Source organism: Dyella sp. LX-66 (genome assembly GCF_018599165.1).
GTDB lineage: Bacteria > Pseudomonadota > Gammaproteobacteria > Xanthomonadales > Rhodanobacteraceae > Dyella_D > Dyella_D marensis.
This window is the reverse complement of sequence record NZ_JAHFVJ010000007.1, coordinates 57,830-71,373: the sequence shown is the minus strand read 5'-3', so window position 1 is coordinate 71,373 and position 13,544 is coordinate 57,830. Positions and strand designations below refer to the sequence as shown.

Sequence of the window (13,544 nt, the reverse complement as noted above, 5' to 3'; positions counted from 1 at the left end):
AAGGCTCACCCCAACCTACGCCAGCCGGTTTGCGACGGGCGGGTGAAAGCCCTGCGCAAGAGCTTGCGAAACAGCACGATGAATGATGAACGCGCCATGCCCCCACGGATGGCGCGTTCTTTTTTTTGATGCATAGTCGCGCCGCGTGCGCCGGTCGGCGCATGTGTTTCGCGGCGGCATAGGGGCAAGGGCGGCACCCGCGGCGAAGCAACGGAAGGTCAATCGCGCTGGAGGGAGTACAGATGAAATCGTTCGTTTCGATCGCAGTGATGGCGGCCTGCCTGTTGGCCGGTCCGGCGGTGTTCGCGCAGCAGGCGTCGGCGCCTGCCGGTTCCACCGGCCAGTGCAAGGACGGCAGCTACACCGATCACGCCACCAAGAAGGGTGCCTGCTCCGGCCACAAGGGCGTGAAGGAGTGGTACGCCGCGGCCGCCGCGGCTGCGGCTGCCGCACCGGCTGCTGCTCCTGCTGCCGCGGCTCCCGCCGCACCCGCGCCGACGCCGCAGGCGGCTCCCGCCGCTCCGTCGGCACCCGCCGCCGCGGCCGCGCCGAAGAAGCCGATGCCGATGCCGCCGTCGCCCAACTCGCAGCCGGCGCCGGGCGGTGGCCCGGGCATGGTGTGGGTGAATGCGAGCAGCAAGGTCTATCACTGTCCGAGCGACAAGTGGTACGGCAAGACCAAGCAGGGCTCGTACATGAGCGAAGCCGATGCGAAGGCCAAGGGCTATCACGGCGATCATGGCAAGAGCTGTTCGTAAACGCATGGCGTAGGTTGGGGTGAGCGCAGCGAACCCCAACGGCGTGGCATAGAAACGAAAAGGGTTGGCGTTTCCGCCAACCCTTTTTTGTGTCGATCGAAGCGAATGGATCGTGCGTGGCGCGATGTTGGGGTTCGCTGTGCTCACCCCAACCTACGTCACTTCACCACCGGCAGGCTGATCGCGCTCACTGTCCCCGGCGCGTGCCACACGCGCTGCGTCGCCTTGCGGTAATCGCCCGGCTTGGCGTCGAAGATATTCGGCACGAAGGTCTGCGGGTTGCGGTCGTACAGAGGGAACAGCGTGGACTGCACCTGCACCATGATGCGGTGGCCGGGCTGGAACACGTGGTTCACCGTCGGCAGGCCGAAGCTGTACAGCAGCGGCTGGTCCGCGGCGATCGCCTGCGGATGCTCGAAGCTGGTGCGGTAGCGGCCGCGGAAGATGTCCAGCGAGATCGGCAGCTCGTAGCCGCCCATGTCGGGGTCGGAAGCCACCGTGTCCGGATACACGTCGATCAGCTTCACCGCCCAGTCGCTGTCGGTGCCGCTGGTCGAGGCATACAGGTTCACCTGCGGCGCGCCGCCGACGTGCAGCGGCGTCTTCAGCGGTTCGCTGACATAGGTGAGCACGTCCGGACGGCCGTCGACGAAACGCTGGTCGGTGACCAGCCAGCGCGTCCACGCATCGTGGTCGGCGAAATGCACCGGGCGCGGCAGGTACGGCACCGGCTTGGCCGGATCGGAGACGTATTCGTCGTACTTCGACGCACTGTCGGCCGGCGCCTCGAACGAGAGCTTGCCGCCGGCTTCCAGGTACAGCGCCTTCGGCTTGCTGGCGCAGCCGCTGTCGCAGCTGAGCGGCCAGGTCTTGAAGCGGTCCCAGCGGTTCTCGCCGGTGTTGTAGATCAGCACCGGCGGCGTGTTCGCCTTCGGCGCGCCGTCCACCAGGTACTGGTCGAAGAACGGCTTGAGCACGTCGCGGCGGAACTGCAGCGCGGTGTCGCCGTCCCACTTCAGCGGGCCCAGCGAGGTGCCGTCGTAGTTCACCTGGCTGTGGCGCCACGGGCCCATCACCAGGAAGTTCTTGTCGTTGCCCTTGTCCTTGGGTTCGGTCGCCTCGTAGCTATGGATGGCGCCCCACATGTCTTCCTGGTCCCACAGGCCCTGCAGCCACATGGTCGGCACCTTCAGCGGCTGCTGCGCCATGATCTTGTCCAGCGCCTGGCCCTGCCAGAACGCGTCGTACGCGGGGTGCTCGTCCAGTTTCTTCCAGAACGGCAGCTGCTCGAAGCCGTTGGCGCGCGCGTAGTCGCCGGCGGAACCGGCATCGAGGAAATTGCTGTAGTCGTCGTAGCCGTCGCGCGGCGCGGACGAGCCCTTGCCCTTCTGCGCGGTCTGGCCGCGGATGTAGTCGAAGTTGGTCTGGCGGTAGGCGCCGTAGTGGAACCAGTCGTCGCCCATCCAGCCGTCGACCATCGGGCTTTCCGGCGCGGCCACCTTCAGCGCGGGATGCGGGTTGATCAGCGCCATCACCACGGTGAAGCCTTCGTACGACGAACCGAGCATGCCGACCTTGCCATTGGATTCGGGCAGGTTCTTCACCAGCCAGTCGATGGTGTCGTAAGCGTCGGTGGAGTGGTCGACTTCGCTGGAATTGAGCGGGCCGCGCAGCGGGCGCGTCATCACGTAATCGCCTTCGGAGCCGTACTTGCCGCGCACGTCCTGGAAGACGCGGATATAGCCGCCGCGCACGAACACTTCGTCGCCCTGCGGCAGCTCGGCCAGCATGCTCGACGACTCCAGCCGCGCGGCCCGGCCGCTGGCGTTGTACGGCGTGCGGGTGAGCAGGATCGGCGCGTGCTTGGCGCCCTTGGGGATCACGATCACGGTGTGCAGCTTCACGCCGTCGCGCATCGGGATCATCACGTCGCGCTTGATGTAGTCGAAGCCCGTGGTGGGCGATTCGAACTTGGCGGGAATGTCCGGCGTGAGCGGCGCGGTCTGCGCCTGGGCCAGGCCGGCGCCGAGGACGGCGGTGAGTGCGGCGGCAAGAATGAGCGGGCGGTTGATCGACATGAAACCTCCAGGCAGGGCCGCAAGGCGGTCCATCGCGGGCGGCGTGAAGGGGATGGAAGAATGAACGCCGACTTTACGGTCATCGCCGGATGGTGCCCACCATGACTTCTTGCCTATGGCTTGCGTTCCTTCCGGGACTGGCGCCGTATGCGCAGGATCGGAACCGCGGCGACGGGGCGGTACGCCGATCCTGGGCGGCGCCACCTCACGGAGAGCCAGCATGAAAGACCAGACCCGCCACCGCTACGTGCAAGGCATCGAGCGCGCGGTCGCGCTGCTGCAGCGCGCCGTCGATACCGGCGCCGAACTGCCCGACCCGGGCCAGCTGGCCGAAGCGGCGCATCTGTCGGCCTTCCATTTCCATCGCATCTACCGTGCGCTCACCGGCGAAACGCCCGGCGGCACGGTGCTGCGCCTGCGCCTGCTGCGCGCGCTGAAGCTGCTGGCCGATCCGGCACAGCCCGTGACCGATGCCGCGCTGGCGGTGGGCTACGAAACGCCGCAGGCGTTCGCTCGCGCCTTCCGCCAGGCCTATGGCGCCTCGCCCAGCGAACTGCGCGCGCAGCCGGAGCGGGTGGCGCAGGCGATCGAGCAATCCAGCCGCGCGCCGACGCCTGCGCACGAAGCGGTGGAGCTGCGCGTGGAAGTGGTTTCGATGGAGCCGTTCCGGGTGATCGCGGTGCGCCATCGCGGCGCGTTCGATGGCCTGGATCGCGTCTACCTGGGCTTGTTCGAGTGGGCGGCCACGCAGGGACTGGTCGAGCACGTCGCGGGTGTCTATGGCGTGCCGCATGGAGACCATCGCGACGGCCCGCCGGAAGGCTACGCGTTCGACTGCGCGGTGGCGTTCGATCGCCCGGCCGAACCGGGCGCGGGCCTGATCGCCGAACAACTCGGCGGCGGCACGTGGGCGCGTTACCGCCACGTCGGCAGCTTCGACCTGCTGGACGACGCCACCGACGCGCTGCTCGCGCACTGGCTGCCCGGCAGCGGCCGCGAGCTGCGCGACCTGCCGTTCTTCCACCACTACCTGGACGACCCCGAGCAGACGCCGGAAGCGCTGCTGCGCACCGACATCTACCTGCCGGTAGCATAGGGCGTCAGCTGGCCGGCGGCGTGGCCGGCGGCGGCGCGCCGAACTGCGCGTCGAGGCTGGTCCGCGATTCCGACGGCGGGCGGTGCAGCATCATGTCCTGCGGCGTCGACATCGGCAGCTGCGCGTTGGCCAGCCGTTCGAGCATCTCGAACAGCAGGTCGCTCTTCACCGCAGCGACTTCGCGCGGGCTGCCGACATAGGCCGTGCACACGAAGATCAGCGACTGCCCGTCGATGGTGTCCAGCTGCACGCTGGGCTTGGGCGTTTCCAAAGTGGAGGGGTGTTCGCCCATCGTGCCCAGCAGCACCTTGCGCGCCTTGCCGGCGTCGGTGCTCAGCGGCAGCGGCAGGCGGATCTGCACGCGGCCGAGCGCGCCGGCCTGGGTCACGTTGCGCACGTTCTGGGTGATCAGCTGCGAGTTCGGCACGATCACGGTGGAGCGGTCGCCCTGCTGGATCTCGGTGGCGCGCACGTTGATGCGCTTGATGTCGCCTTCCACGCCCGCGCCCGGCAGGCTGACCCAGTCGCCGACCTTCACCGGCCGCTCGGCCAGCAGGATCAGGCCCGAGATGAAGTTCTGCACGATCGCCTGCAGGCCGAAGCCGATGCCCACCGACAGCGCCGAGGCCACCCAGGTGATGCTCTGCAGGTCCACCTTCAGCGCGCCCAGCACCAGCACGAACACCAGCACGCTGCAGACGTAGCCGAGCAGGGTGACGATGGACATCTGCATGCCGGGATCGAGCGCGGTCTTCGGCAGCAGCTGCTGCGACAGCCAGCGCTTCACCAGGCGTATCGCCACGATGCCGGCCACCAGCACGCCGAGTGCGCTGAAGATATTGCCCGGCACGATCGACAGAGTGCCGATGGTGCGCCCGGCGAACAGCTGGCTGCCGCGTTCGAACAATTCCTCGGGGCCGGCGTTGTAGGGCGACAGCAGCGAGGAGATCGCCAGCAGCAGCAGGAGGGCGCGGGTCACTCCTGACAGCACCACCGCGGCCTGCTCCATGCGCACGGGCGATACGCCGAAGGATTCGTGCATGCGCGCGCCGGTGCGCGAATCCGGCGAGAGCAGGCTTTCGAACACGTCGTTGAGCAGATGCATCAGCAGGTACACGGTGCCGACGATCACGCCGCCGCGCAGCATCTGCCGCGCCTCGAAGAAGGCGAGGGCGATATAGCCGGTGAGCAGGCTCAGCGCCACCGTGACCACGCCGGCGAAGGCCACCGCCACCAGCAAGCCTACCCACAGCGGCCGCTTGCCCGGCGCGTTGCCGGCGGCGAGCAGGGCGCGCCGCGCGCGGCTCATGCGCAGCAGCGCCACCGCGATCAATCCCGCGACCAGCAGCGAGAGCAAGCCGTTGACGGCCACCGTGGCCGAGAGGGACGCGGAGACCTGCGCGGTGATGCGCTCGGCCAGTCCGATCAGCAGGGTGCACCAGGCCAGCAGCGGCGGGAACGGACGCAGGCGGCGCGCGAGATCGTCGCTCAGCGCCGCCATGCGCCACGACGGACGGCCCGAGCTGAGCAGCGCACGCCCCAGGCCGGCGATATACGCCGCGACCCAGGCCAGGATCACCAGCGAAGCGAACAGCCCGCCGACCTCCTCGCCCAGGGTGTCGTTCCAGTCCAGCGCCAGGTACAGCAGATAGGCGGCGAAGCCGAAGGTGAGCGTGGTGCCGAGGGTGATGAACAGCGCCAGCGCGCTGCGCCGCAGATGGCCGGCCGGCATGCGGTCGCTGGTCAGGCGCAGCAGCGCCTGTTCCAGCAGGCGGCGGCCCACCGCGAACAGCGCGATGGCGGCGAGCGTGCAGATGAAGAACGGCGTGCGGTTGCCCGGCTGCCAGGCCTTGCTCATCGACGTCCAGGTATCGCGGCCCAATTCCGCCAGGCCGGCGCGGTCGTCCGGCGCATTGCGCGACAGCGAGGACCAGAACGCGAGGCTGAGCGGCGAGGAGGTGCGCTGACTGAGCCGCGCCTCGAACAGCTGGCGGCGCAGTCCGACGATCTGGCCGGCGAGCTGGGCGCTTTCCAGGCTCACCGTCTTGGCCTGCTTCATCTGTGCGTCGAGGTCGGCCTTGTCCTTGCCCAGCTGCTTGCGCTGGTTGGCCACCTCGGGCGGTTCGCCGGGCTGGCCTTTTTCCGGCGCGGGCCCGAGCACGTCGAGCTTGGCTTTCAGCGCATCGGACTGCGGCGACAGCGAGGCGACCAGCTGATCGGCCTGCTGCTGCAGCGCCTGCGCGCGCGAGCGCAGGTCCTGCAGGGCGGAGTCGCCGAGCTTGTCGGTGTCGGTCAGCGTCTGGCGCAGCTGCTCGAGCTGGCTGTTGAGCTGGTCCACGGTGACCGGCGCGGCGGGGGACGGCGCATCGGGAGCGTCCTGGGCCAGGGCCAGGGAGCCGCCGCCGATGGCGAGGATGAGGATCAGCGCGATGCGAAGCAGGATGGACATGGCGGCATGATCCGGAGGCATGGCTGTACGGTCAATCAAGCCTGCGCCTTTTTTCTTGACGGGGTGTTCAGCGCCGCGACGTCAGGCTTCCCCGATGGACTGGATGACGACGATGGCCGAGGCAGTGCCCGCATGGGATGGCGACGTGGCCAAGGCGCGCGCCTTGCAGAGTGCGCTGGCCGGGCGCGTCAGCCTGATGGAGGATTTCGCCGAACCCGTGCGCATCGCCGGCGTCGACGTGGGCTTCGAGGACGAGGGCGCGATCACCCGCGCCGCCGCGGTGCTGCTCGATGCGCGCAGCCTGCAGCCGCTGGCGCATACGGTGGCGCGGCTGCCGACGCGCATGCCGTATATCCCCGGCCTGCTCTCGTTCCGCGAATTGCCCGCGGTGCTGGAAGCGTTGGCGGGCTTGCCGGAGCAGCCCGGGCTGGTGTTCGTCGACGGGCAGGGCATCGCGCATCCGCGTGGGCTGGGCATTGCCGCGCATCTGGGTGTGATCACCGGGCTGCCGACGATTGGCGTGGCGAAGACGATCCTGGTCGGCACGCACGAACCGCTGGGCGAGCGGCGCGGCGACAGCGTGCCGTTGATGTATCGCGGGCGGACGATCGGCACGGTGTTGCGCAGCAAGGAGCGGGTGCGGCCGCTGATCGTGTCGCCGGGGCATCGGGTGAGTATCGAAGGTGCGGCGCGGCGAGTGCTTGCGGCTTGCACGAAGTATCGGTTGCCGGAGCCGACGCGGTGGGCGGACAAGTTAGCTTCCCGCCGCTGAGCTCTTAGCCCCCTCTCCCCTGCGGGGAGCGGCGTAGGTTGGGGTGAGCCGCTGGCGAACCCCAACACCGGCACGTTCAAACGCATCGCATCGTTGGGGTTCGCCTGCGGCTCACCCCAACCTACGCCGGGTCTTCGTTTTTGCCGTGCTCCCGCCGAAACCTCGCCGGCGTCGTCCCCATGTAATGCCGGAACGCCTTCCCGAACGCCGCCTCCGACTGATACCCCACGTCCTGCCCGATATCTCCGGTGCGCCGCCGCGTACGCAGCAGCAGATCGCCGGCGATCTGCATGCGCAGGCGCGCCAGGCATTCTCCCGGCGTCATCCCCGCACGCTCGCCGAAATGCCGCGCGAAGCTGGCGCGCGACATCGCCGCGACACGGCCCAGCTCCTCCAAGGTCCACGGCCGCGCCGGCTCCGCCAGCATCGCCTGCACCGCGCCGCCCAGGCGCGCGTCGGCCAGCAGCGGCAGCAGGCCGTGCACGTCGCCGGTCGCATAGGCGCGCAAGGCCAGCGCGAACAAGGCATGGGTCAGCGCGGTGACCACAGCCAGCGCGCCGGGCTGGCGCTGGCCGGCCTCGTGCCGCATCAGCGCCACCAGCGCCTGCAGGGCTTCCATCCCGGCCGCGTCGCGCAGGGAAACCTTCAGCGTGCCGGGCAGGGTGGACAGCAGCAGGCTGGCCGAGGCGGGCGCGTAGCGGAAGCGGCCGCACAGCAGGTCCAGTTCCGGCGCGCCATTGCCGTTGCGGCGCAGCGGCAGCAGGCCGTCGTGCTCCACCCGCACCGGCGCCGTGCGGCGCTGACCGCGGCGGTCGCGGATCAGGTGGGCGGCGCCGTGCGGGAAGATCACCAGGTCGCCGGCCTGCATTTCCAGCGAGGGCTCGCCGGCGGGTTCGATGGCGCAGCCGCCGTCCAGCACCAGGTGGAACAGCGCTTCGCCGCGCGGCGCCTCGGCATGGTCGACGGCGAAGCCGCCGGCGAACTGGCAGCGCACGTCCAGGTTGCCTTGCAATTGCGCGAGCTGGATCAGACGGCTGAGGGCGTCCATGAGACGTTCGCGCCAACAATGGAGTCGCAGGAGTATTCAGCGGAGCGGCGGGCGGCGCAACACTGCGCAGCACGGCGGGCAGGCAGCCCGCCCTTCCCACCATCCCGAGGAGAACCGCCATGCTCGACTGGGTCCAATACCGCAACGAACTGCTGGGCCGTATCGGCGAAATCGGCAAGCTCAGCCCCGGCACCCTGGCCGGCTACCAGACGCTCAGCAACGCCGGCGAAAAGACCGGCCACCTCGACGGCAAGACACGCGAACTGATCGCGCTGGCGGTGGCCGTGACCACGCGCTGCGACGGCTGTATCACCGTGCATTCCGCCGCGGCCCTGAAGCAGGGCGCCAGCCACGAAGAGATCGCCGAGGCGCTGGGCGTGGCGGTGGCGCTGAACGCGGGCGCGGCGCTGGTGTATTCGGCGCGCGTGCTGGATGCGGTCAGCGCGCACGAAAAGGCCTGATGCGCAGCTCCGGCCGCGTGCTAGCGCCGCGGCCGGAGACCGCACGGCATACCAACTTCTAGAGAGACGCACACATGGAAGCCAAGCAAGCGACCGCGGCGGTGCCGTGGCCGGTAGGTCTGTTCGCCAGCGTGATGGGCCTTGCGGGCTTGTCGGCCGCGTGGCGGCTGGCGGCGCGTTCCGGCGCGCCGGGCTGGATCGGCGATGGCCTGGCCGTACTGGCGTGGCTGACGTTCCTGTTCCTGGTGGGTGTGCAACTGCGCCGCGTCTTGAGCGATGGCAGAACATGGCTGGCGGAACTGCGCCAGCCCGCCACCGCGCCGTTCCTGGGCACGTTCTGGATCAGCCTCCTGCTGCTGCCGATGCTGGTGCCGCCCGGCTGGCCGGCGCGTGCGATGTGGCTGCTCGGCGCGGCGGGCATGGTGGTGTGTGCATGGAGGAATTTCCTGCAGTGGACGGCCGGCGCGCTGGACGAAGGGCAGGTGAGCGCGGCCTGGCTGATTCCGGTGGTCGGCCTGCTCGACGTGCCGCTGGCGTTTCCCGCGCTCGGCTGGCCCGCCTTGCGCGAGTGGATGCTGTTCGCGCTGGCGGCGGGTTTCGTGCTGGCGATACCGGTGTTCGCCCTGGTGTTCGGACGGCTGGTCTCGCGCGCGCCTGCGGCGCAGCCGACGCTACTGATTCTGCTGGCGCCGTTCGCGGTCGGGTTCTCAGCCTATGTGGCGATGGCCGGCGAGGTGGATGCGCTGGCGCGCTCGCTGTTCTATCTGGACCTGTTCCTGCTCGCCGTGCTGCTGCCGCGCGTGTATTCGATGCTGCGCGGACAGCCGTTCCGGCTGAACTGGTGGGCACTGAGCTTTCCGCTGGCCGCCAGCGGGGTGGCGGCGCAGCGTTATGCGCTGGCGATGCCGGGCTGGTTCGGCCGTTCGGTTGCCGTGGCGCTGCTGGCGCTGGCCACGCTGGCGATCGGCGCACTGGCCTGGCGCAGCCTGCGGGGCCTGGCGCGGGGCGACGCGATGGTGCCGGTGTCGGCCGCGCGTTGAACGCCGTCGGCGCGGAAAACCGCCGCGCCGCGTAAAATGCCGCCGTTTCCGCTTTCGAAAGGCCGGCCGGTGAATGCTGCCGCTTTGTCCTCCGCGCACGTGGCGCTGGAGGCCCTGTTCGTTCCCATCGCCACGGGGCAGCTGCGCCTGCCGCCGGACGGGCGCGTGCTGTTCCTGCATGCGCGCGACGGCTTCCGCCTGCGCGAGATGGCGCAGCCGGGCTGGATCTGCGCGCAGAGCTTCAAGCCGTTCGCCACGGAGCTGGAGCGCAGCGGCCTGCGTGTGGGCGACCCCGCGATGGACGAACATTTCCCGCTCGTGCTGGTGCTGCCGCCGCGGCAGCGCGACGAAGCGCGCGCGCTGTTCGCCCGCGCGGTGCGGCATGCCGCGCCAGGAGGCATCGTGCTGGCGTGCATGGCCAATGCCGGCGGCGCGCGCTCCGGCGAGGCCGACCTGGCGCAGCTGGCCGGCCCGGTCGCGCAGCTGTCCAAGCACAAATGCCGCGTGTTCTGGAGCGGGCCGCTCGGCGAGCGGGTGAATCACGCACTGCTCGAACCATGGGCCGCCTTCGACCAGCCGCGCCAGAACGCGGCCGGCTACTGGAGCCGCCCCGGCCTGTTCGCCTGGGATCGCGTCGACGTCGCTTCGGCTTTGCTGGCGGCGCATCTGCCGGCCGATCTGCGCGGATGCGTGGCGGATCTGGGCGCGGGCTACGGCTATCTCTCCGCACAGGTGCTGGCGCGCTGTCCGCAGGTGGAGGCGATCGATCTCTACGAAGCGGAAGCGCGCGCGCTGGAGCCGGCGCGTATGAACATGGACGCCGCGCGGCAGGAAAGCGACAGCGCCGTGCGCACCGACGTGCACTGGCACGACGTCGCGGCAGGTCTGCCGGCATGCTACGACGCCATCGTCAGCAATCCGCCGTTCCACCAGCAGGGACGCGAAGACTTGCCCGAACTGGGCCGCGCATTTATCGCCGCCGCCGCGTCGGCACTGCTGCCGCATGGAAGTTTCTGGATGGTCGCCAACCGGCACCTTCCCTACGAGGCCACGCTTGCGGGCCGTTTTGCCGAGGTGCGCACCGTGGTGGCACAGGAGGGTTTCAAAGTGATCGAGGCACGGGGCGTGCGCGCATGAAGCTGGTCAAGCTGATCGCCAATCTCGGCTATGGCAGCCGCAAGGACGTGGCCTGGATGTTCCGCGAGGGCCGCATCACCGACGCGCAGGGCGAGGTGCTGTATGCGGACGACAAGGTGCCGCACGAGCAGATCCACGTCGACGGCGAGCCGCTGGATCCGCCGCCGGGCCTGGTGCTGATCATGCACAAGCCGGTCGGCTATACCTGCTCGCGCAAGGACCAGGGCCGGGTGGTGTTCGACCTGCTGCCGCCGCGCTACCGCATGCGCGATCCGGCGCTGTCCACCGTGGGCCGTCTGGACCGCGACACCTCGGGCCTGCTGCTGTTCACCGACGACGGCGCGCTGCTGCACCGGATCATTTCGCCGCGCGCGCAGGTGGCCAAGGTGTACGAGGCGGAACTGGCCAGCGATCTGCGCGGCGACGAAGGCGCGCTGTTCGCCAGCGGCACGATGATGCTGGAGGCCGAGCGTGAGCCGCTGGAGCCGGCGCAGCTGGAGGTGCTGGGGCCGCGCCGCGCGCGCCTGTCCATTACCGAAGGGCGGTACCACCAGGTGCGGCGGATGTTCGCCGCGGTGGGCAATCACGTGGATGCGCTGCACCGCGCCTCGGTGGGCGGCCTGGTGCTGAGCGAAGGCTTGGAACCCGGCGCCTGGCGCATGCTTGCGCCGGGCGAGGTGGAGACGATCTTTGCCTGAGTCTTAGGACTCGGCCGGCACCGAAAGAACTTGCTGGCGCGCCCGCGCCAGTTCGTCTTCGCGGCGCGAACGTGCGCCGGGCTGCCAGGAAACGAGGTGGAATTCGGAAGCCTGGTGCTTGTGCTTGGCGTCCTGGCCCGCTTTCGCGGCGATCATCCCTGCGATCCGCTGGATTCCGCGTCCGAGTGCGAAACCCGCCATTGGCATCTGCATAGTCTGGAATCCCCCTTAGGCCACCCCTGTGCAGCCGTGAACGCATAGTAAACAGAAAAACAGGGATGTGTGTGAACTGTGAAATCGTCTAGGTCGTAGGTAACGCTCCGGTCTGATTTCTCTCTTGCAAAGTCCGTACCCATGCCCTGAGGGCGGCCTTGCGTTCGTCTTGCAGCGCCGCATATCGAACAGCAGTTCACGCGGTATTTTCGCCATGCAAAAACTCCGTTTCGACAATGCCTTCGTGCGCGAACTTCCTGCGGATCCGGCGCAAGGTGCTGCGGTGCGTCAGGTCGCGGCGGCGTATTCGCGGGTGGAACCGACGCCGGTCGCCGCGCCGCGGCTGATCGCCTGGTCGGCCGAGATGGCCGCCCAACTGGGCCTGGCCGAGAAGGATCTGGCCCGCCCCGAGTTCGCCCGCGTGTTCGCCGGCAATGCGCTGATGCCGGGTATGGAACCCTGGGCGGCGAACTACGGTGGGCACCAGTTCGGCGTATGGGCCGGACAGCTCGGCGACGGCCGCGCCATTTCGCTGGGCGAACTGGTCGATGAGCAGGGCCACCGGCAAGAGCTGCAGTTGAAGGGCGCGGGACCCACGCCGTATTCGCGCGGCGCCGACGGCCGCGCGGTGCTGCGTTCGTCGGTCCGCGAATTCCTCTGCAGCGAAGCGATGCATCACCTGGGCGTGCCGACCACGCGCGCGTTGAGCCTGGTGCTCACCGGCGACCAGGTGGTGCGCGACATGTTCTACGACGGCCATCCGCGCGAGGAACCCGGCGCCATCGTGTGCCGCGTGGCGCCGTCCTTCATCCGCTTCGGCAACTTCGAATTGCCGGCCTCGCGCGGCGACACGGCGCTGCTGCGCCAGCTGGTGGAGTTCACCATCCGCCGCGATTTTCCCGAGCTCGAAGGCGAGGGCGAAGCGCTCTACGCCGCATGGTTCGGCCAGGTCTGCGAGCGCACCGCGCTGATGGTGGCGCACTGGATGCGCGTGGGCTTCGTGCACGGCGTGATGAACACCGACAACATGTCCATCCTCGGCCTCACCATCGACTACGGCCCCTATGGCTGGGTCGACAACTTCGATCCCGACTGGACGCCGAACACCACCGACGCCGGCCGGCGCCGCTACCGCTACGGCCAGCAGCCGGGCATCGCCTGGTGGAACCTGAGCCGCCTGGCCGGCGCCCTGGCGCCGCTGTTCGGTGGCGTGGAGCCCCTGCAGGCCGGACTCGATCGCTACGCCGACGCCTTCGCCGCGGCGGACCGCCGCTTCGTCGCCGCCAAGCTGGGCCTGGCCGAGTGCCGCGACGAGGACATCGAGCTGATGAAGTCGCTGCAGGCGCTGCTGACGGAGGGCGAGGTGGATATGACGCTGTTCTTCCGCGCCTTGTCCGAGGTGGATCCCTACCTGCCGTCGCTGGACCCGCTGCGCCACGCCTTCTACGGCGAGGCCGGCCTGTGGCGAACCGATGCCGGCTTCCAGGCCTGGCTGGCGCAGTACACCGCGCGGCTGGTGGAGGACCCGCAGACGCGCGAGGCGCGCCGCGCGCTGATGCACGGCGTCAACCCGCGCTACGTGCTGCGCAACTATCTGGCGCAGGAAGCGATCGACCGCGCGGAGCAGGGCGACTACGCCGGCATCCACGAACTGCTGGACGTGATGCGCCATCCCTACGACGAGCAGCCGGGCCGCGAACGTTTCGCGCAGAAGCGGCCGGACTGGGCGCGGGAGAAAGCGGGCTGTTCCATGCTGTCGTGCAGTTCCTGACTTTTTTCGTCACGAACTGACAA

12 protein-coding genes are annotated in these 13,544 nt (G+C 69.2%); 8 read left to right on the top strand and 4 right to left on the bottom strand.

The window, feature by feature from the left end:
• Window positions 1–242: 242 nt before the first annotated feature.
• A complete protein-coding gene (locus KK141_RS15050) occupies window positions 243–758 on the top strand; it encodes a DUF3761 domain-containing protein (protein ID WP_214571384.1) in 516 nt (171 codons plus the stop codon).
• Between the two features lie 158 nt (window positions 759–916).
• On the opposite strand, the gene KK141_RS15045 is transcribed toward KK141_RS15050, so the two are convergent.
• Complete coding sequence (locus KK141_RS15045) at window positions 917–2,836, bottom strand: CocE/NonD family hydrolase (protein ID WP_214571383.1); 1,920 nt, start codon at window positions 2,834–2,836, stop codon at window positions 917–919.
• Window positions 2,837–3,056: 220 nt separating this feature from the next.
• Here KK141_RS15045 and KK141_RS15040 point away from each other — a divergent pair, with 220 nt between their 5' ends.
• Complete coding sequence (locus tag KK141_RS15040) at window positions 3,057–3,932, top strand: GyrI-like domain-containing protein (RefSeq protein ID WP_214571382.1); 876 nt, start codon at window positions 3,057–3,059, stop codon at window positions 3,930–3,932.
• A 4-nt stretch (window positions 3,933–3,936) separates the two neighbouring features.
• Here KK141_RS15040 and KK141_RS15035 read toward each other — a convergent pair whose 3' ends face one another.
• A complete protein-coding gene (locus KK141_RS15035) occupies window positions 3,937–6,381 on the bottom strand; it encodes a DUF3772 domain-containing protein (RefSeq protein ID WP_214571381.1) in 2,445 nt (814 codons plus the stop codon).
• Between the two features lie 112 nt (window positions 6,382–6,493).
• Here KK141_RS15035 and nfi point away from each other — a divergent pair, with 112 nt between their 5' ends.
• Entirely contained in the window at window positions 6,494–7,153 is a 660-nt protein-coding gene (gene nfi / locus KK141_RS15030) for a deoxyribonuclease V (RefSeq protein WP_214571380.1), read from the top strand.
• A 121-nt stretch (window positions 7,154–7,274) separates the two neighbouring features.
• Here the strand turns inward: nfi and KK141_RS15025 are convergent, their stop codons facing one another.
• Entirely contained in the window at window positions 7,275–8,201 is a 927-nt protein-coding gene (locus tag KK141_RS15025) for an AraC family transcriptional regulator (protein WP_214571379.1), read from the bottom strand.
• Between the two features lie 119 nt (window positions 8,202–8,320).
• Here KK141_RS15025 and KK141_RS15020 point away from each other — a divergent pair, with 119 nt between their 5' ends.
• The 4 genes from KK141_RS15020 to KK141_RS15005 all read left to right on the top strand — a co-directional run bounded on the left by KK141_RS15020 (window position 8,321) and on the right by KK141_RS15005 (window position 11,537).
• Window positions 8,321–8,662, top strand: coding sequence for a carboxymuconolactone decarboxylase family protein (locus tag KK141_RS15020; RefSeq protein ID WP_214571378.1), 342 nt, complete (start codon window positions 8,321–8,323; stop codon window positions 8,660–8,662).
• A gap of 74 nt (window positions 8,663–8,736) precedes the next feature.
• A complete protein-coding gene (locus KK141_RS15015; RefSeq protein ID WP_214571377.1) occupies window positions 8,737–9,702 on the top strand; it encodes a C4-dicarboxylate ABC transporter in 966 nt (321 codons plus the stop codon).
• 84 nt (window positions 9,703–9,786) lie between these two features.
• On the top strand, window positions 9,787–10,839 hold the full coding sequence (locus tag KK141_RS15010; RefSeq protein WP_250901793.1) for a methyltransferase: 1,053 nt from the start codon (window positions 9,787–9,789) through the stop codon (window positions 10,837–10,839).
• Window positions 10,836–11,537, top strand: coding sequence for a 16S rRNA pseudouridine(516) synthase (locus KK141_RS15005; protein ID WP_214571375.1), 702 nt, complete (start codon window positions 10,836–10,838; stop codon window positions 11,535–11,537). The genes KK141_RS15010 and KK141_RS15005 overlap by 4 nt, the downstream gene beginning before the upstream one ends.
• A 3-nt stretch (window positions 11,538–11,540) precedes the next feature.
• On the opposite strand, the gene KK141_RS15000 is transcribed toward KK141_RS15005, so the two are convergent.
• Complete coding sequence (locus KK141_RS15000) at window positions 11,541–11,693, bottom strand: hypothetical protein (RefSeq protein WP_214571374.1); 153 nt, start codon at window positions 11,691–11,693, stop codon at window positions 11,541–11,543.
• Window positions 11,694–11,964: 271 nt separating this feature from the next.
• Here KK141_RS15000 and KK141_RS14995 point away from each other — a divergent pair, with 271 nt between their 5' ends.
• Window positions 11,965–13,521, top strand: coding sequence for a YdiU family protein (locus tag KK141_RS14995; RefSeq protein ID WP_214571373.1), 1,557 nt, complete (start codon window positions 11,965–11,967; stop codon window positions 13,519–13,521).
• Window positions 13,522–13,544: the final 23 nt, after the last annotated feature.